Genomic DNA, 18172 nt, shown 5'->3' with positions numbered 1-18172 from the left:
TTTTGAAGAAGATTTTTTACATTTTTGTTTTATCATTGATAGGTATTTCTGCCTTTGGTCAGCAAAAGCCTCAGTATACGCAATATATATTTAATAATTTTCTATTAAACCCTGCATTGAGTGGAATCGAAAACTATACAGATTTTAAAGCTGGATACAGAAAACAATGGTCTGGAATTGATAATGCTCCTCAAACTACATTTGCTTCGGCTCACTGGAGTTTAAGTCCAGATTATTTATGGAAAAATCCATTGTCAATGCCAGAAAAGGGTGAAGATCCAAGAGCAGATGATTATAGCCAAAATTATACTGCATCACCATCTCATCACGGAATGGGGGCAACGGTTGTATTAGATAAGACCGGTCCTATCTCGCGTTTAGATGCAAATTTAACCTATGCTTATCATCTTCAATTAACCGGAACATTAAATTTATCGGTTGGCGCAGCTGCAGGTGTAACTAGAATTGGATTGGATATTAATCAGTTAACCCTCGAAAACCCTAATGATCCTGCTTTAAATAATGCAATAGTTAGTCAGGTTAAGCCAGATTTAAGTTTGGGAGTTTGGTTATATGGTGCTCGTTTTTTTGCAGGAGCATCAGTTCAACAAATATTACCTCAGAAATTGGCTTTTACAAGCGATCCAAACTATAAAACAGGTAAGGAAGTCCCTCATGCTTTTTTAACAGCTGGTTATAAGTTATATATTGATGAAAGTATAACCGCCATTCCATCTGTTATGGTAAAATATGTAAGCCCAACTCCATTGTCTGTTGATGTTAACTTAAAGTTAGGATTTAAAGATAGATTTTGGTTAGGAGGTAGTTATAGACACAATGATTCTTACTCTGCAATGGCAGGATTGAACATCAGTAGACTAGTTAATTTAACTTACTCTTATGATTTCACGACTTCACAGTTGAACAAAGTAAGCTATGGTAGCCACGAAATTGTTTTAGGATTACAACTTAACAATGTATACAATGTGTTAAGCTCTATGAGAATGTGGTAATTTCAGTTAACAGATTACAACGGGCAGTTTTCAGGTTCTGGAACTGTTAACTGAGAATTGCAAACTGACTAAAGTTCTTTTCTCAATCTGGCAACTGGAATATTCATTTGTTCACGATATTTGGCAACAGTTCTTCTGGCAATGTTATAACCTCTTTCTTTTAAGATTTCAGTTAATTTTTCATCTGCCAACGGGCGACGTTTATCTTCGTTTCCAATGCAATCTTCTAATATTTTCTTTACTTCTTTATTAGAAACTTCTTCACCACTTTCAGTTTGAATAGCTTCTGAAAAGAAAGATTTTAATAAGAATGTTCCAAATTCTGTTTGCACGTATTTAGAGTTTGCTACCCTAGATACAGTTGAAATGTCCATTCCTATTTTATCAGCAATATCTTTTAAAATCATTGGGCGCATTTTGCGCTCGTCAGCAGTTAAAAAATACTCATATTGATAATGCATGATGGCATTCATCGTTTTCAATAAAGTCTGTTGTCTTTGTTTAATGGCATCTATAAACCATTTAGCGGAGTCTAACTTTTGCTTTACGAACTGAACAGCTTCCTTCATTTTTTTATCCTTTTGGGATGCTTTATCATAATGATCAAACATGTCCATGTAAGAACGACTAACCCTTAACTCAGGTGCATTTTTAGAGTTTAAGGTTAATATTAAAATTCCATCGTTGTTACTGATGTGAAAATCTGGAATAATTTGCAGTTGTTTCGTAGTAACCTGATTTGAATCTCCTGGTTTTGGATTTAGGCGTAGGATTTCGGCTACAACATCTTTTAGTTCGTCGTTATTTAAACCTACAGATTTCTCCAATTTATCGTAATGCTTACGTGTAAATTCATCTAAGTGATGCTCTACTATAGCTATGGCTTTTTTAATGATTGGATTGTTTACATCCTTACGTTTTAATTGTAAGGATAAACATTCCTGCAAATCACGAGCGGCAATACCTGGAGGGTCAAAACCTTGAATCACCTTTAACATTTCCAACACATCTTCTTCCTCAACCATTACATTCTGAGAAAAAGCTAAATCATCAATCATTGATGTTATAGGTCGGCGTAAATAACCGTCATCATCTAAACTGCCAATGATTTGTTTGCCTACAATAAAGTCCGTATCTGATAGAGGAACAAGGTCTAATTGTTCTTGTAAGCTTTCGAAAAAAGTACTTTCAATGGCAATTGGAGTTTCTTTTTTCTCCTCATCGTCATCTCCGTTATTGTATGAGGTGCTATAATCGTTAGTGTTGTCGTCTTGTAAATAATCTTCTACATTAAATTCATCTGTAGAGGTATCTTCCTTAGTTTCAGAATCATAATCATCACGCTCATTTAGATCATCATATTCATTAACTGGCTCATCGGCAGTCATTAAACTTGGATCTTCTAATGCAGGATTATCTTCTAATTCTTCCTTAATACGTGTATCTAAAGCAACAGTTGGCACCTGTAACAACTTTATAAATTGTATTTGTTGAGGTGATAACTTTTGTAATAATTTTTGCTGTAAATTTTGTCTTAACATATTTGAAGGAAGATGGGATTAATGTTCAAAAATAAACATTTGCTTTACATTTAAGCAATAATAATAATCAAATCGTTATAACTGGCTTATTTTTTGTGCAAAAAGCTTAATTTGGTTTTAAAGTTTATTACTTTTAAACTAACTGAATAAAACGTTAACTAAAATTAAAACTATCTATGGGGTTTGTTAAAGAATTTAAAGAGTTTGCTGTAAAGGGCAATGTTATGGATTTAGCTGTCGGTGTTATCATTGGTGGTGCCTTCGGTAAAATAATTGACAGTGTGGTTAAGGATTTGGTAATGCCAATTGTATCTTCAATCATCGGTCAGCCAGATTTTAGCAAATTATACATTGTGCTGAAAGGAGATGTTCCAAAAGGATTAGATTTAGAGAAAGCGAGAGGAATTCAAGATAGTGCGATTTTTGCTTACGGAAATTTCTTAACTGTAGCTTTAAACTTCTTTTTGTTAGCATTAGTTGTGTTTCTGCTGGTAAAGGGTATTAATTCTTTGAAACGTAAGGAGGAAGCGAAAGCTCCTGCAGCTCCACCAGCTCCTACAAAAGAAGAAGTGCTTTTAACTGAAATAAGAGATTTATTGAAAAATAAATAAGCTACAAAAGAATAAGCCGCAGATTCGCAGATTATCATTCTAAATTAAATAGAAAGAAATCTGCGAATCTGCGGCTTTCTTATACCTGTTATATTTAAAAAGTTCGTTTTAAGCTTGGGTCAGTTACAATAACATAGTCTCCCAGTTTTTCATATTTCTTCCAATCTGGGTTGTTAAAATCATCCGCAGAAAAAGAAGAAATGTTTAACACTTTAAGCTTAGGAGCATACTTTTTTAGCTTTGCTAAAGTGCCTAGCTTCTCATCGCTATGAAAACGGCCGTTAACCTGAAAAATCTTCTTATCCTTGTTTGCTTTTGCATATTTAGCAATAGACCATGACATGGTAGCGTCCCAGAAGTTTTGAGTTTGATAAACTTTCATTCCTCCCATACTGTGACCGCCTAAAGTTTCAATGAACTTTTCTAAATATCTTCCAGTAGCTGTATCGATTGGTAAAGGAGCGATAAATTGTTTTGAACCTTCAGGTAATTGATTTAAAACCTCTAATCCACCTCTGGTAACTGCATTGCTATATCTTGCAGCTCCATTACCACCTATAACATCTAGTTTATTGGCCTTAGCCGTTTCTATCATTGGTCTATAATCTTTGTAATTGTTCCAAGCCCTAGCTTCTTTAATAAAGTTTTTTTCACTAATAAACCCATTTAAATATTCATTTATAACAGGTTGTACATCCGTATGAAACATCTCCATGGTTAAGGCTGCTTTGCCAGGATAAGCAACTGCAATTTTTTTAAATAAAGTAGCTTCTAAATAATGTCCGATTGAATCATTGTGTTCTTCACCAAAAAACAAAACGTTAGCAGTCGCTAAATCAGTTACTATATCGTCAACAGTTACGATCTTTTGCTTTTTAACATCGTAGATTTTATAATGCTTGGTCATATCTTGAGCCATTCCAAACAGAGGAATAGAAAAGCACAAGACAATAAATAATCTTTTAATCATTGTTATTTAGTTTATAGCTACTAATGTATTAAAATTCGTTAGTTCTATAAAATTATTAAGGTTTAGGGATGGTGATATTTGTAGCCCAAGTCCATTCTGGTGGCTCAACTCCCAATAGGTGCTTTACAAAAAAATCACGTCTTTTGTGCTCGCCATAATCGCCACCTAAGGAATGTTTCATTCCTGGTACCATCAAAAAATCAAAGTTTTTATTTGCTTTTACCAATTGATTGATCACTTGCATTGTTGAGGAAGGATCTACATTGTCATCTAACTCACCTAAAATAAGAAGTAATTTTCCTTGTAATCTATAAGCATTGTCAACATTAGAAGATTCTCCATATTCAGGTCCGATAGGATAACCCATCCATTGTTCATTCCACCAAATTTTGTCCATTCTATTGTCATGACATCCAGAAGAAGAAACCGCAACTTTATAAAAGTCTGGATGAAATAACAAGGCACCTAATGAGCTTTGTCCGCCTGCAGAGTTGCCAAAAATGCCCACTCTGCTTAAATCCATATAATTATATTTTTTAGCCGCTTCTTTTATCCATAATATCCTATCGGGAAATCCTCCATCTTTTAAGTTCTTCCAAGCCACATCATGAAATGCCTTCGACCTGTTAGATGTTCCCATACCGTCAATCTGCAAAACGATAAACCCTAGTTCTGCTAATTCATGTAAGGAGCCTCTTGAATCGTTCACAAAACTTTTCGGAACAAAAGAATCGTGTGGGCCAGCATAAATATATTCTATAACTGGGTATTTTTTTGAAGAGTCAAAATTACTTGGACGAATGATCATTCCCCAAATATCGGTTTTGCCGTCTCTGCCTTTTGCGCTAAAAACTTCTGGTAACTTCCATCCAGTTTTTAGCAAGGGATTAATGTCTGCTTGCTCTAATTCTTTTAATATTTTTCCAGTTTTACCATCTCTTAAAACGGTTATTTGTGCTTTGTCTATTCGAGAATAAGTATCAATAAATGAGCTATAATCATTAGCAAAAAATGCTTTATGATTGCCGTTTTCAGTAGTTAGTTTTACTAATCCAGTACCATCAAAATTAACTTTATAATATTGAATGAAATAAGGGTCTTGACCTTTTTCCATTCCACTACCTTCAAATAGGATAGTCCTTTCCTTTTCATTTACATTAATTACGTTTCTTATTACCCATTCACCTTTGGTAATTTGATTCTTTAGTTTTCCTTCTCCATCATAAAGGTATAAATGATTCCATCCATCTCGTTCAGAAGCCCAAATAATCTCTTTGCCATCATTTAAATCGTATCTATACATTTTAGGTCCACTGTAATGGATAAATGTTTTGCTTTCCTCAGTAATTAACTCTCTTAAAATACCTGCGGCATTAACTTCTACAATACTATATTTTTGGTGGCCTCTTTCATTGTAATGAAAGGTAAATGCCCTACTGTCTTTTCTCCATTCTAAATTCGTTAATGCATATTGCAATTGTATTTTACTTTGATCAACGGTTATTTGTTTTTTAGGATCTATATGGAACAACGCAGGTTGCATCTGAGCCAACGCATCACCTGGCTTTAAATAATTTCTAGATTGAAGGATGGGCTGAAGTTGCGTAGTAGGAGAGGATTCGATTAAATAAATTAAATGCGGTTTAGCAGGACGAACTTTATATGTAGCTAGTTTTTTAGAATCGGGCGACCAAGCTAATTCTACATTGTAATACTCTCCTTCGGATCCATCAAAACTCAATTGAAATTCCTTAGCTGTTGTTTCTGTGCCTTTTATGTATACGTTATAATTTTTAATATAAGCATTCCATTTCCCATCAGGGGATTTTACTTTTCTATCTAAAGCATCAGCCGTTCTGTCTCCCCAATATCCTGTTTGTCTTTGATTGTCTTGCCTTGTTATTTCCTTACACTTAAAAATCTCCAAGTCATAAGTCCATTGTTTATCGCCATAATTAAAGCTCAATTCAGTGCCATTATTGTTCATAACCACATTTGTAATTGGAAGTTTAAAGGCTTCTAACCTAGTATTAGTAAGTGAAGAAAGTGCTGTGGCAAGTCTTTCTTGGTCAAAAGCTGATGATTGTGTTAAGCTGTTTGCATCTACTAATAGATATTCGGTTCCTTTTGCAGTAAGGATGTTGTAGAAATATTGTTTCTTATCAACTAGCCATTTGATATTGGTAGGGGCATGATATATTTTATTTTGTATTAAGCCATTAAATAACTCGGCTCGCTGATAATCTTCTATTTTTCCCTGTGCTTTACCATCTGAGGAATTGGAAAATAAAAACAAAAAAGTAAAGCAGCTAAGTAAGATGGATTTCATCATTGTGTTGAGATTTTGGAATAATCAAGATTACGATTAAAATGGAAAAAATATTTTCTCTAATTTAACCAATCGTAAACCTAAATTAATCATTTGTAAGGCTTGCGGGTTTGGGTTTTGCTAAAAACAAAAATACTTACCGATTAATTAATGCTTTTTACCGAGAATTAGCTTGCAATTAACAAAGTAGGGTTTGGTAATGTGAAAGTTCGACTTACATTTGAATAACATTAAAGAAGAAGAAAATGGAAAATAATAATATAAACGAAAATAAAGAACCAATGAACAACTCAGGCAAGTTATGGGCTGGTTTAATCATAGTAGTTGTGGGTTCACTTTTATTGGTGAATAACATTGGTTTTGGTTTACCTAGTTGGTTGTTTCATTGGAGTAACATTTTAATTTTAATTGGTTTATTTATAGGGTTTAAACATAATTTTAAAAATGGGAATGGCTTGATATTGATTATCATTGGTGCGTTTTTTACTTTAAAAGAAGCGTTTGATGATGTTGTTAATTTTGATAAAATTGGGTGGCCTGCTTTAATAATCGCTTTAGGTTTATTCTTGATTTTGAAACCAAAAAGCAGCTTCAATCAGGAGAGATGTGGAAAAAGAAGACGCAGATGGCAAAGAACCAAAGACGGGTGGAAAGAGAGTCTTAGCGAACACGACCCATATATGGCTAATCCAGCAGAAGACCCAAACCTTAACCCAAATGCTGAAAAAACAACCAGTAGCAATGATTTCCTAGATTCTGTAAATGTTTTTGGTGGAAGCCATCAAACTATTTACACTAAGAACTTTAAAGGAGGAGAAGTTACCGCGGTTTTTGGAGGCTGCGATTTAAATTTAACACAGGCAGATTTTGAAGGCGAAATTACAATCGATATCACTGCCATATTTGGAGGGTGTAAAATAATTATCCCCCCAGGCTGGCACGTAAAGTCTGAAGTAACAGCCATATTTGGAGGTTTAGATGATAAAAGGAGTATTCAGCCATTAGCTGAAGGACCGCATAAATTATTAATTATAAAAGGCATAGCAATGTTTGGTGGGGTTGATATTAGAAATTATTAATCAATACACTTAGACCTACCGCTTTGACAACAACTCCCTTATCCATAAAACAAATCAAATCCGTCTGTAGCATCATATTGCTTAGCTGGATTGGAATTTGTGCCTTTCTAATCTATTATACTTTAGATTTTTCTTGGCAAATTGCCTTGGCCGATAGCATTCTTAGTAATGGTCTATTGGCCATTGGCTGTATAACACTAAGTAACATGCTGGGTTATTATCAGCCTAAAAATGAGAAAATGTTATTCTTGTTGCTGCTAACCATCGTACTTACTTTGGTGGTTGTTTTTTTGGCTAAATATGGCCTTAATTACATTTTTAGCAGAGAGATTGATTATGTAGAGTTCTTGAAATTTTCACTTCCTTATAGAGCTTTAATCGTCTTTTTGTGTTTAAGTTGGTGTGCTTTGGCTAATATTTTATGGTACAGAGTTGAAGAACAATCTGCCACACAAGATAGGTTGTTAGCTGCTCAAAATTTAGCAAAGGAAGCAGAGCTGAATAAGTTAAGACACCAATTGCAACCCCACTTTTTATTCAATAGCTTAAATTCTGTTTATGCGTTAACCATTGTAAATCCAACTGAAGCAGGAACAATGATTACCAAGCTAGCTGCATTTTTGCGTGGTACTTTAAAGCGTGATGATGAAGTTTGGGTAAACGTTGCTGAAGAAATGGAGTATATTCAATTATATTTAGATATAGAAAAAGTTCGTTTTAGTCATAGGTTAAATATTGATGTGCAAATTGAAGAAGATACTTTAAATTTATGTTTGCCAGGAACCTTATTACAGCCGATAGTAGAAAATGCCATTAAGTTTGGTTTGTACAACACATCTACAGCTATCACTATTACAATGCGGGTAAAACTAGAAAATCAAGCATTGGTTATCTGTGTTTCTAATCCTTATGACCCAGAAATGAAGGCTAGTAAGGGGACAGGATTTGGTTTGTCGGCAATTAGAAGAAGATTATATTTGTTATTTGCCGATAGCAACTTGCTGCAAACAGAAACACAAAACGATAATTTATACATTACTACGCTTAAAATACCTCAAAAAGATGATAAGAACGATACTAATTGACGATGAAGCTTTAGCAAGGGATGTGGTTAAGCACTATTTGAAATCGTATCCAGATATAGAAATTGTTGCCGAATGTAGCGATGGTTTTGAAGGCTTAAAAGCGATTACGCAACATAAACCTGATTTCATTTTCTTAGATATTCAAATGCCAAAAATAAGTGGTTTTGAAATGCTCGAATTGGTAGAAAATCATCCTGCAGTTATTTTTACAACCGCATTTGATGAGTACGCCATTAAAGCATTTGAGGTAAATGCAGTTGATTATTTGCTAAAACCAATAGAACAAGTTCGTTTTGACCAAGCTATGCAGAAATTACCTGCTAAATTGGCTAAAGGAGAAACAAGTAATGAGTTATTAGAAAGTGCTTCTTTATCGCCTGCACAGAACAATAGAATCGTGGTAAAAAATGCTGGGGTAATAAAAATAATTCCAGTTAGCGAACTTAACTATATTGAAGCTGATGATGATTATGTGAAATTAAATACCACAGAAGGCAATTTCCATAAAAATAAAACAATGAGCTTCTTTGAGCAGACATTAGACCCGAATCAGTTTATTCGTATCCATCGTTCGTATATCATTAATTTGGCTGAGGTAACCAAAATAGAATTGAAGGAAAAAGAGAGCTATATAGTACTTTTAAAATCAGGAATTTGGTTGCCAGTAAGTAAAACTGGTTATGTGAAATTGAAGGCAGCATTGGGATTGTAAGATTCTAATTTTTTGAAAAACTGTGTCAGTGTTTCATAGGTTATTTCGGCCCCGCCAATGTTGCTGCCATTTACCCGATAAAAATCGGGATGGCATCCACGAATGTCGGGTTTATATAACAAAGGCAGCAGTTCTTGGTGATGGCATCCCCTCAGGCAGCCTTAGCAAGCTCAAAAATTTTTCAACGCACTTTGCAGGGAGAACTTTAATTTTTGCACAAAACTTGCATTTTAAACCCGACCATAGCGAGATGCCGTTCTTCGTCGGCAGAAGCGGGGGCGGGACTACACTTTCAAAAGAATTACTAGCTTTGCTTTTCTACAAGAGAATTTAATGTTTGTTGAGCAATAATCTTTCGGACTTTTCCGACTTTCGGACTAAATAAAAAATAAAACTAATTGCCTCTTGCTTTTTTAGAAAAATCGCATTATATTTGCACCTCTTATTTAAAAACTCTAGTTAAGATATTATACAGTTATGAAAAGAACATTCCAACCTTCGCAAAGAAAGAGAAGAAACAAGCATGGCTTCCGCGAAAGAATGGCTACAGCAAACGGTAGAAGAGTATTAGCATCTCGCCGTGCAAAAGGAAGAAAAAGATTATCAGTTTCTGACGAGCGTCGTCATAAAGCATAATTTTTGATTGCCACCTATTTAGGTGTTAGCAGTTAGATTACGCTGCACAAAATGCAATCAAAAAGATGAACAAATTTAACAAAGAAGAACGGTTATGTAGCAAAAAGTCATTAGACTTGCTATTTAAAAACGGTTCTTCTTTTTTATTATATCCATTTCGGCTAACTTTTCTTTTTACAGAAGAACCACATCAATATCCTGCTCAAGTGGTTATTAATGTGGCTAAAAAGCGTTTTAAGCACGCGGTAGACCGTAATTTAATAAAAAGGAGAACTCGTGAAGCATATCGCTTGCAGAAAGAAGCTTTATTGTATAGTGCTTTAGCCAGTCGCAAAGATTTATTATTGTTATCTCTACAATTTATTGGAAAAGAGCATTATGATTATACGTTTTTCGAAAAGAAACTTGCTATTGCCCTGAAAAAGTTAACCAGTCAATTTACAGGAGATGAAAATAATTAAGTTGTTATTTTCTTGGTTGTTTTTAGGTATTATTAAGCTGTACCAGTTACTCTTGTCGCCAATTTTAGGAGCTAGCTGCAGATTTACACCAACTTGCTCTCAATACGGTATAGAAGCCATTAAAAAACATGGGCCATTTTATGGCGGTTGGCTTACTTTAAAGCGTATTGCTAGTTGTCATCCTTGGGGTAAACACGGCCATGATCCAGTTCCTTAGTTAAAAACATCTTCCATTTTACATTTTCCATTTTACCTTCTTATATTTGAGCAATGGCAACCATCTTACAAATTGAAACCGCTACCCAAGTTTGTTCTGTTGCAATTTCTGTTAACGGAGAAACAATTGCATTAAAGGAAGAAACAGCTCAAAATATTCATGCTTCTAGCTTAACACTTTTTATTGAAGATGTGATGAAGTCGGCTAGTTTGAAATTTACAGATTTAGATGCCATTGCAGTAAGTAAAGGTCCTGGATCTTATACAGGTTTGCGAATCGGCGTTTCTACCGCTAAGGGATTGTGTTTTGCTTTAGATAAACCTTTAATTGCAATTAATACATTGCAAATGATGGCAAATGGATTTTTAAGTCAACACCCAAACTATGGTGGCTTAATTTGCCCTATGATAGACGCTAGGAGGATGGAAGTTTTTACAGCAGTTTATGATAACCACCTTCATCAAATAGAGACGGTTAATGCTAAAATTGTAGATGAAAAAAGCTTTGTATTAGAGCTTGATAACAATTATTTAACTTTTATTGGAGATGGCGCTGCCAAATGTGCACCTGTTTTGGTACATCAAAATGCACATTTTTCGGATGTTAACTTCAACTCAGCTGCCAACATGAGCAACTTAGCAAATGCAGCTTTTGATAATGAGAACTTTGAAGATGTGGCTTATTTTGAGCCTTTTTATTTGAAAGATTTTGTTTTTACTACTCCAAAAAACAAGCTGTTCTAAAACTGCTTTGGCTTTACAAAGAAATCATAAATACTTCTAAAGAATCCCTTGTAAGTCCTTTCACCATTTACACCAGGCATTGTGCTCAAATTCATAGGATGGTTTACTGTACGCCCAAACTTAATCCCTAGGCCCATATAAATAGAGCCACCAACATATCCTTTTCCAACTAGCGCATCGCCTTTATTTATACCCCTCCCTAGTGAAATGGATTTGCCAAGATTATCAGTGCCTAAGAAAAATTCAAAGTTTGGTGTTTGGTACATTGCTTGAACACCAACCATGATGAATTTGTTGAAATTATATACGGGTGTTACACTTGCAGATAAATTACCTGTTTTAAATGTGTTTATAAATGCAACATCTCCACCTTGGTGAAACAAATTTTTAGAAATAACTAAACTAGGTTTGTAAAAATTAAATGTTCTTGAAATTAAAAAATCTGCCTTTGCATTTGTTGGTGTAACAAAACTCTTTTGTTCATCTGCATCTTGCGCAATTTCCATTACCTCTTCAGTAACATCAGCAGTTGATGCATTATTTATGGTTTTTATAGTATTAAATTTAGCAAAATGAGATTTTTTGTTCCACCTAATAAAACCTAAATCCTTAATGTTTCCCATTAAAAAATAACCGCTTCTTGAAGCGTAGGTTGTACCCAGACTTACAGATAACCCTGGGTTTTTAAAAGTTGGTACGAGCATTTTCTTTTCAATCTCATCTTCGTAAAGGAAAGTTCCTTTATACATTCCGTTAACGCCTATGTCTAAACGGTTGTTGGTTTGGTCTAGATAAAAATAAGAATTGTTAATATCAATTTTATTATAGGCTATACCGCTTAATAGGCTTAATTTTAACCCAAAGGCTAACCTTTTATCCCAGTTTTCTCTAATACTTACGCTAAATTGATGATAAGATTGCTGATAAGCGTTAGAGTTAAAGACATCTTCATAAGGCCCTGCTTCAAATTTTTTGTAAGAATCTAGAATGGCGAGCGTTTCATTTGTGTAATCTGCATATGCATCCGTTCTTACTTGCCAAGCAAAACCAATTTCTTGATTGAACTTATACGAGCTAAAAATTCTGAAGGTAGCTAAATAAACATTAGAACTTTGAAAGAGTTTATTTCTTATTCCAGCACCTAAAGGAATGTCTCCAGTGTCATATATTCCTGTATTTGCTAATTTTCTAATTACATCATCAGCACTGCCTTTGTGAGCGGCATTTATAGCGAAATTTGGGAAAAACAAATTAGAGGCAAATTTGCCAGAGCTGTCAAGTGTAAAGGATCTTGCAGCTGGATTTTCAAAGGCATCGAACATTGTTCGTGTATTAAATAATGCATACTGCTGAGCCTTTAAGTTACTGATTACAAGTAATAAGACTAATGCTAAAAAGTATTTTTTTCTCATAATTATCTAACTTACTAATTTGTATTTAAAGTATCTGGCAAAATAACTTTCTCAGCCCTTTTGTATAGCAAAACATTACTTAAAAATCTTCCATTGCCTCCAGAGAGTTGGTAAGAAAATGCATCAAAAGCCTTAAATCCTGCATTAGATTGATATTGTTTGTAATACGGCCTCTTTAGGTTTCTTCCGAAAATATCATTTGAATTCTTATTATTAACATAAAATGATATGGTGGCTGATGTAGAAAGTTGATCGGTTAAACTTCTGTAATCTTCATTGTTGATTAACAAGTCTCCATTTCTATAGCTATTTAAGAATGAGTTAATGCTGCTTGCATTGTTTGCCATTATTAAATAATTATCAATTATGGTATAAAATGGTCTTTCGAACTTTTTAAATGGATCACCAAAAAAGATGTAAGGTATATTTGCGTCTTTAAAAATCCTTATATCTGTTGCGTACTCTGCGCTTAAGTCTAATAAAAGTTGATTTAATTTTTCTCCATCATTTAAGGCTATTGCTCCAAATTTTTCCCCAGTATTCAACTGAAAACTTACAAATTGGCGGTTACAGTGTTTAATGAAAATTTGCTCTAAATCAAGTCTATAGGTTTGATTGATGATTGCAATGTTTTTATTAAGTTTTTCAGTTTCTTTTCTGTCGGCTTGTAATTCAATTAATTGTTTTCGCCAACTGTTATAATCATTTAGCGCATAAATGGTATAGTTGGCTGTTTTTGTGGGAAGGATTACATTGATGTTTGTTTTTTGCTCTGGTATTTTAGAAAATAACTTGAAGTAATTATCATCATTTATGTCCGTATTACCATTAAATAATAGCTTTTCCTTACTAAAATTATAACTTAGTGCGGCATAAGTATTTTGCTGACTGAAAATATGGAGTTCTCCTGTTAAACTGCTATTTAGAAGGTTTTTGAGTAATAATGGTGTGTTATTAAAATTGATATACAGATTTGCTAAAGTGTTTTTATTGAACCTAGAATTTGCTTTCACATAATCCACAAACCCTTTTTCAGTTGTTTGATTTGTAAAATTGTCTTCAATTGTAGATGCTGAATTAGAAATTAGAACCAACTTATCTTTAATGCCAATAAAACAACTGCTACTATCTATAAAATTCAACTTGTAGGTATCTTTTATCTTTTCTACTTGAATTTTACTTGACCTTAGGTTGTCTAATATTTTTAATGGGTCTGCATTGGCATTAAGTTGTGTGCTGATTAAAAAATCAATAGTGTTGTCTACCCCAGGTAATATCCCAATATAAATCTTTTGCCCTTCTAACTGATTAAAAACTTCATTGTGTTCAAGAAGGTTTTCTCTTAAGGATTTTAAATTTTTAGATTTTTTCTCACCCAAAACATTTTGAAGTAAATCCTGCCCACTTAATATTTCATAAAAGCTCTTATCGTTATCAAAACTGAAGATAAGGCTAGCCTCTTTTGCAACTGCATTTAAAGATATGTTATTTGCATTTGCTTCTGTATTTAAGTTAGAAAAATACAAATAGGCCATTGCAATTACCCCCAATAATAAAACTCCTAATGTTATGTATATTTTTCTCATGACCGTAACTACAAATTTAATTTAATTTTGGTATTACAGAGATTATAAGGGCATTTTCTTAATTTAGCAATTATATTAAGCCGATTACTCATGAACAAACGTATAATCCTTACTGCCGCTTTTTTAGGTGGACTAGCTGTTGTTTTAGGTGCATTTGGTGCGCATAGTCTTAAAGCATTAGTTAGTGCACCATCATTAGAAATTTGGCAAAAAGGAGTCGAATACCAGTTTTACCACGTTTTTGCACTTTTATACCTTTCTACCTTTGCTCGTTATAAAAACAAACTAATTAGCCTTTCATATATCTTCTTTACACTGGGAATTATTTTATTCTCTGGTTCTCTTTATGTTTTAGCATTAAAAGATATTTACCACTTTTCTGCTCAATTCATTGGTCCAATTACCCCAATTGGCGGTTTGTGTTTTATAATAGGCTGGATTTGTTTATTCCTTGCCGCACTAAAAGATAAATAATGCAGTTTGCAACTTCACTAGATTTTTCTGAAAGGGAAACGCTTTTCGTAGAAGTGATATTGCCTTTGTCATTAGCTATAAATTATACTTATCGTGTACCATTTGAACTCAATGATAAAGTTGCAGTAGGTAAACGTGTAGTTGTTCAATTTGGAAAACATAAAATATATACAGCATTAGTTAAAAGTATTGGCCAGCAACCACCAGAATTTTATCAAGCCAAGTACATAATCGATGTTGTGGATGAAATTCCCGTCATTACAGCAAAACAGTTTGAGTTTTGGGACTGGATTACAGCTTATTATTTATGCAACGAAGGCGATGTAATGGCAGCAGCATTACCAACAGGGCTGAAACTGGCTAGTGAAACTATTTTAGTACTCCGAGAAGAATTACCACTGGATTTAAACTTAACAGAAAAAGAAAGTTTAATAGTTGATGTATTGCATAAACAGCAACGCATTAGCATTGATGATGTAGTTGAATTATTAGGTCAAAAAACAGTTTACCCAATTATCAATTCTTTAATTGGTAAGGAAGTGATTTACGTTGCAGAAGAGGTCATTGAAAAATATAGACCGCTTTTAAAGTCATTTATTTCTCTAAATCCTTTTTATAAGGAGGAAGAAAACTTAAAACAGTTATTTTCTCTTTTAGAAAAAGCACCAAAACAATTGGATGCTTTATTGGCTTATTTGAAACTTTCAAAAAGTGAGATAGCCATTCCTAAACAAAAATTATTAGAGGAATCTGGTAGTGGTCAAGCAACTTTAAAAGCATTGATTGATAAAGATATTTTTACCGTTGAGAAAAGGCAAGTAAGTCGTTTAAATGATTCACAAGATGAGTTTGAAGTTAACTTTGAGCTAAGTTTGGCGCAACAAAAAGCATTTTCGGATATCGAAGCGCAGTTCGTAAATAAGGACGTGGTTTTGCTACACGGTATTACAGCTTCTGGAAAGACTCAATTATATATAAAGTTAATAGAAAAGGCTATTGCACAGGGCGGACAAGTACTTTTTCTATTGCCTGAAATTGCATTGACCACGCAAATAGTAGAACGGATCAAAAAATACTTCGGTGATAAAATAGGTGTTTATCATTCTAAATTTAACGATAACGAAAGGGTTGAAATTTGGAACAAGGTCTTAAATGGCTCTTATCAAGTTGTTTTAGGGGCACGTTCGGCCGTCTTTTTGCCATTTAAAGATTTAAAATTAATTGTGGTTGATGAAGAGCACGAGTCTTCATATAAACAGCACGAACCTGCTCCAAGATATCAAGCCAGAGATGCTGCAGTTTTTCTTGGTCATTTACATCAAACAAAAGTAATACTAGGTTCTGCGACACCATCGATAGAGAGCTTTTATAATGCAGAAACAGAAAAGTATGGCTTAGTTATTTTAAATGAGCGATTTGGAGGTGTTCAATTGCCACTGCAAGAAGTGGTTAGCATAGCTGAAGAAACCAAACGTAAAAAAATGACTTCTTATTTTACAAGTGTGTTAATTGATGACATGACACTTGCTTTAGAGAATAAGGAACAAATCATTTTATTTCAAAATAGAAGAGGATATGCAACTATTTTAATTTGCGCTACCTGTGGTTATGCGCCAAAGTGTATTAATTGCGATGTAAGTTTAACCTATCATAAAACAAGTGGTAAGTTACACTGTCATTATTGTGGTTATCATCAAAGTAGTATTAATATTTGCCCTGCTTGTGGTTCAGTACATATTGAGCAAAAAGGTTTTGGAACAGAAAGGATAGAAGAGGAGTTAAGTCTTATTTTTCCTGATGTGAAAATTGCTCGTTTAGATTTAGATAGTACCAGGACTAAAAATGGAATGCAACAAATCATCTCCGATTTTCAGGATAAGAAAACTCAAATTTTAATAGGCACACAAATGGTGGCCAAAGGATTAGATTTTGATAATGTTAGTTTAATTGGTGTAATAAACGCCGATAGTTTACTCAATTATCCAGACTTTAGAGCCTTTGAGAGAAGCTATCAGTTGTTAGCCCAAGTTGCTGGTAGGGCAGGTAGAAGAGATAAACAAGGTAAAGTTTGTATACAAGCTTATGATGATTCTCATCGGATCATTAAACAAGTAATAGAGAATAATTATACAGAGATGTATAACGATGAAATGATAGAACGTAAACAGTTCAATTATCCACCTTTTACTCGTTTAATATTCATCAACGTAAAGCACAAAGACTCTAATGTTTTAAATATTGCTGCACAAAGTTTAGCCAATGCTTTAAAAGCTCAATTGGGGAATAGGATTTTAGGACCCGAACAGCCTTTGGTTGCGAGAATTAGAAATTACTATATCAAGCAAATTATTATTAAGGTTGAAAAAACTGCACCAATTCAAAAGGTTAAAACTGTATTAAAAGATACTATTAAAGATTTTAATGCGCAAAAAGACTTTAAAAGTGTAATTACTCAGATCGATGTAGATCCCTATTAATTTCTTCCAACAAGATGTATCTGAATTCCTACTGAGATTGGGTTTAATAAAAACTCCCATTTGTTATATTTTACAAATGAACGTGTGTTATCTGCATTTTGCTGAATTGTTTCTTGGCGCTCGTAAGAATAATAGAAATCTAAACTTGTTTCAGCGAAAATAGAAACTTGGCTAATCGGATTAATTTTAAGCCCTAAAACTGGGGCTAGAATAAAACCATTTTTATCTGAATCAACATTGTATGGAGCACTAGTGCTTTTTGGGTTAGCAGTTTTAATCTCTCCCGTAAAATGGTTGGCCCTAAAACCTAGGTCGCCACCAAAATATGGTTGCACTTTAGCATAACTTATGTTTTTTTCAAAGCCTACTTTGAAGCCGAAATCTGTCATTTTCCCTGTTGCAATTTCACAATTTTCGCATTGATTAAGGAAGTCTACATTCTTTCTAAAGTAATTGCCATTTAAGCGAAGACTTATTTGGTTATCATTGAATTTAACAAGAAAACCATTTAAATAAGTGTCAGTATAATCTTGTGAATTAGTTTGGTTTAAAATTTTTGGCATTTGCATTAAAGAATATCCTCTTATGCCAATGCTATAATTATAATTTCCTTCAACCTGAGAAAATCCATCGAAATATAAGAATGCACAAACTATGATAAGTAATATTTTTTTCATAAGCCAAAAAAGTAAATTCGAATCTAAAAGTAGAAATTATTTAGCATTTAAAAGCAATCCATTTACTATACTTTATAAGAATTGCCAATAATCAAGAAACTTAGAGAAATTTTAACGTTGATTTTATGTCTGTTAGAGATTCAGTAATA

General features: G+C 33.6%; 17 protein-coding genes. 11 read left to right on the top strand and 6 right to left on the bottom strand.

Annotated elements, in window-relative coordinates; all coding sequences use genetic code 11:
- Nucleotides 1-2 precede the first annotated feature (2 nt).
- Nucleotides 3-1013, top strand: a complete 1011-nt coding sequence (locus R2Q59_RS08655) for a type IX secretion system membrane protein PorP/SprF (RefSeq protein ID WP_316767879.1) — start codon at nucleotides 3-5, stop codon at nucleotides 1011-1013.
- A 68-nt stretch (nucleotides 1014-1081) separates the two neighbouring features.
- On the opposite strand, the gene rpoN is transcribed toward R2Q59_RS08655, so the two are convergent.
- On the bottom strand, nucleotides 1082-2554 hold the full coding sequence (gene rpoN, locus R2Q59_RS08650; RefSeq protein WP_316767878.1) for an RNA polymerase factor sigma-54: 1473 nt from the start codon (nucleotides 2552-2554) through the stop codon (nucleotides 1082-1084).
- Nucleotides 2555-2730: 176 nt separating this feature from the next.
- On the opposite strand from rpoN, the gene mscL reads away from it, so the two are divergent.
- Nucleotides 2731-3165, top strand: a complete 435-nt coding sequence (mscL, locus tag R2Q59_RS08645) for a large conductance mechanosensitive channel protein MscL (RefSeq protein ID WP_316767877.1) — start codon at nucleotides 2731-2733, stop codon at nucleotides 3163-3165.
- Nucleotides 3166-3259: 94 nt separating this feature from the next.
- Here the strand turns inward: mscL and R2Q59_RS08640 are convergent, their stop codons facing one another.
- Nucleotides 3260-4135 (bottom strand): ChaN family lipoprotein, encoded by an 876-nt coding sequence (locus R2Q59_RS08640; RefSeq protein ID WP_316767876.1) that lies wholly within the window; start codon nucleotides 4133-4135, stop codon nucleotides 3260-3262.
- A 55-nt stretch (nucleotides 4136-4190) separates the two neighbouring features.
- Nucleotides 4191-6467, bottom strand: a complete 2277-nt coding sequence (locus tag R2Q59_RS08635) for a S9 family peptidase (protein ID WP_316785190.1) — start codon at nucleotides 6465-6467, stop codon at nucleotides 4191-4193.
- A gap of 242 nt (nucleotides 6468-6709) precedes the next feature.
- Here R2Q59_RS08635 and R2Q59_RS08630 point away from each other — a divergent pair, with 242 nt between their 5' ends.
- From R2Q59_RS08630 to tsaB, 7 genes are all read left to right on the top strand, one after another.
- A complete protein-coding gene (locus tag R2Q59_RS08630) occupies nucleotides 6710-7543 on the top strand; it encodes a LiaF transmembrane domain-containing protein (protein ID WP_316767874.1) in 834 nt (277 codons plus the stop codon).
- Between the two features lie 77 nt (nucleotides 7544-7620).
- On the top strand, nucleotides 7621-8628 hold the full coding sequence (locus R2Q59_RS08625) for a sensor histidine kinase (RefSeq protein ID WP_316785188.1): 1008 nt from the start codon (nucleotides 7621-7623) through the stop codon (nucleotides 8626-8628).
- Nucleotides 8606-9340: a LytR/AlgR family response regulator transcription factor gene (locus R2Q59_RS08620; RefSeq protein ID WP_316785186.1), complete on the top strand. Its 735-nt coding sequence runs from the start codon at nucleotides 8606-8608 to the stop codon at nucleotides 9338-9340. Before R2Q59_RS08625 ends, R2Q59_RS08620 begins: the two co-directional genes overlap by 23 nt.
- Nucleotides 9341-9817: 477 nt before the next feature.
- Nucleotides 9818-9976, top strand: coding sequence for a 50S ribosomal protein L34 (gene rpmH, locus R2Q59_RS08615; protein ID WP_055133745.1), 159 nt, complete (start codon nucleotides 9818-9820; stop codon nucleotides 9974-9976).
- Between the two features lie 65 nt (nucleotides 9977-10041).
- On the top strand, nucleotides 10042-10437 hold the full coding sequence (rnpA, locus tag R2Q59_RS08610; RefSeq protein ID WP_316785184.1) for a ribonuclease P protein component: 396 nt from the start codon (nucleotides 10042-10044) through the stop codon (nucleotides 10435-10437).
- Nucleotides 10424-10654 (top strand): membrane protein insertion efficiency factor YidD, encoded by a 231-nt coding sequence (gene yidD, locus R2Q59_RS08605; RefSeq protein ID WP_316785182.1) that lies wholly within the window; start codon nucleotides 10424-10426, stop codon nucleotides 10652-10654. Before rnpA ends, yidD begins: the two co-directional genes overlap by 14 nt.
- Before the next feature lie 53 nt (nucleotides 10655-10707).
- Nucleotides 10708-11397, top strand: a complete 690-nt coding sequence (tsaB, locus tag R2Q59_RS08600; RefSeq protein ID WP_316767860.1) for a tRNA (adenosine(37)-N6)-threonylcarbamoyltransferase complex dimerization subunit type 1 TsaB — start codon at nucleotides 10708-10710, stop codon at nucleotides 11395-11397.
- On the opposite strand, the gene R2Q59_RS08595 is transcribed toward tsaB, so the two are convergent.
- The gene (locus R2Q59_RS08595; protein WP_316767858.1) at nucleotides 11394-12809 is read right to left on the bottom strand and encodes a DUF5723 family protein; all 1416 of its coding nucleotides are present in this window, start codon (nucleotides 12807-12809) and stop codon (nucleotides 11394-11396) included. The genes tsaB and R2Q59_RS08595 overlap by 4 nt on opposite strands.
- A gap of 14 nt (nucleotides 12810-12823) precedes the next feature.
- Complete coding sequence (locus R2Q59_RS08590; protein ID WP_316767856.1) at nucleotides 12824-14395, bottom strand: hypothetical protein; 1572 nt, start codon at nucleotides 14393-14395, stop codon at nucleotides 12824-12826.
- Nucleotides 14396-14485: 90 nt separating this feature from the next.
- Here R2Q59_RS08590 and R2Q59_RS08585 point away from each other — a divergent pair, with 90 nt between their 5' ends.
- Nucleotides 14486-14869, top strand: coding sequence for a DUF423 domain-containing protein (locus tag R2Q59_RS08585; RefSeq protein WP_316785180.1), 384 nt, complete (start codon nucleotides 14486-14488; stop codon nucleotides 14867-14869).
- The gene (gene priA, locus R2Q59_RS08580) at nucleotides 14869-17346 is read left to right on the top strand and encodes a primosomal protein N' (RefSeq protein WP_316785178.1); all 2478 of its coding nucleotides are present in this window, start codon (nucleotides 14869-14871) and stop codon (nucleotides 17344-17346) included. The genes R2Q59_RS08585 and priA overlap by 1 nt, the downstream gene beginning before the upstream one ends.
- Here priA and R2Q59_RS08575 read toward each other — a convergent pair.
- Complete coding sequence (locus tag R2Q59_RS08575; protein ID WP_316785176.1) at nucleotides 17343-18023, bottom strand: hypothetical protein; 681 nt, start codon at nucleotides 18021-18023, stop codon at nucleotides 17343-17345. The genes priA and R2Q59_RS08575 overlap by 4 nt on opposite strands.
- Between the last annotated feature and the right edge of the window lie 149 nt (nucleotides 18024-18172).

Origin of the sequence: Pedobacter frigiditerrae, assembly GCF_032678705.1 — a bacterium.
Taxonomy (GTDB): domain Bacteria; phylum Bacteroidota; class Bacteroidia; order Sphingobacteriales; family Sphingobacteriaceae; genus Pedobacter; species Pedobacter frigiditerrae_A.
Note: the sequence above shows the minus strand (reverse complement) of the source record. Positions and strands in the feature narration are given on the sequence as shown.

What these genes read in the sequence shown, in the direction of transcription:
- rpmH (WP_055133745.1), top strand. Translation starts at nt 9,818, where the DNA reads ATGAAAAGAACATTCCAACCTTCGCAAAGAAAGAGAAGAAACAAGCAT.
- rpoN (WP_316767878.1), bottom strand. Translation starts at nt 2,554, where the DNA reads ATGTTAAGACAAAATTTACAGCAAAAATTATTACAAAAGTTATCACCT.
- R2Q59_RS08635 (WP_316785190.1), bottom strand. Translation starts at nt 6,467, where the DNA reads ATGATGAAATCCATCTTACTTAGCTGCTTTACTTTTTTGTTTTTATTT.
- yidD (WP_316785182.1), top strand. Translation starts at nt 10,424, where the DNA reads ATGAAAATAATTAAGTTGTTATTTTCTTGGTTGTTTTTAGGTATTATT.
- R2Q59_RS08620 (WP_316785186.1), top strand. Translation starts at nt 8,606, where the DNA reads ATGATAAGAACGATACTAATTGACGATGAAGCTTTAGCAAGGGATGTG.
- mscL (WP_316767877.1), top strand. Translation starts at nt 2,731, where the DNA reads ATGGGGTTTGTTAAAGAATTTAAAGAGTTTGCTGTAAAGGGCAATGTT.
- rnpA (WP_316785184.1), top strand. Translation starts at nt 10,042, where the DNA reads ATGAACAAATTTAACAAAGAAGAACGGTTATGTAGCAAAAAGTCATTA.
- R2Q59_RS08595 (WP_316767858.1), bottom strand. Translation starts at nt 12,809, where the DNA reads ATGAGAAAAAAATACTTTTTAGCATTAGTCTTATTACTTGTAATCAGT.
- R2Q59_RS08585 (WP_316785180.1), top strand. Translation starts at nt 14,486, where the DNA reads ATGAACAAACGTATAATCCTTACTGCCGCTTTTTTAGGTGGACTAGCT.
- R2Q59_RS08590 (WP_316767856.1), bottom strand. Translation starts at nt 14,395, where the DNA reads ATGAGAAAAATATACATAACATTAGGAGTTTTATTATTGGGGGTAATT.
- tsaB (WP_316767860.1), top strand. Translation starts at nt 10,708, where the DNA reads ATGGCAACCATCTTACAAATTGAAACCGCTACCCAAGTTTGTTCTGTT.
- R2Q59_RS08575 (WP_316785176.1), bottom strand. Translation starts at nt 18,023, where the DNA reads ATGAAAAAAATATTACTTATCATAGTTTGTGCATTCTTATATTTCGAT.
- R2Q59_RS08640 (WP_316767876.1), bottom strand. Translation starts at nt 4,135, where the DNA reads ATGATTAAAAGATTATTTATTGTCTTGTGCTTTTCTATTCCTCTGTTT.
- R2Q59_RS08630 (WP_316767874.1), top strand. Translation starts at nt 6,710, where the DNA reads ATGGAAAATAATAATATAAACGAAAATAAAGAACCAATGAACAACTCA.
- priA (WP_316785178.1), top strand. Translation starts at nt 14,869, where the DNA reads ATGCAGTTTGCAACTTCACTAGATTTTTCTGAAAGGGAAACGCTTTTC.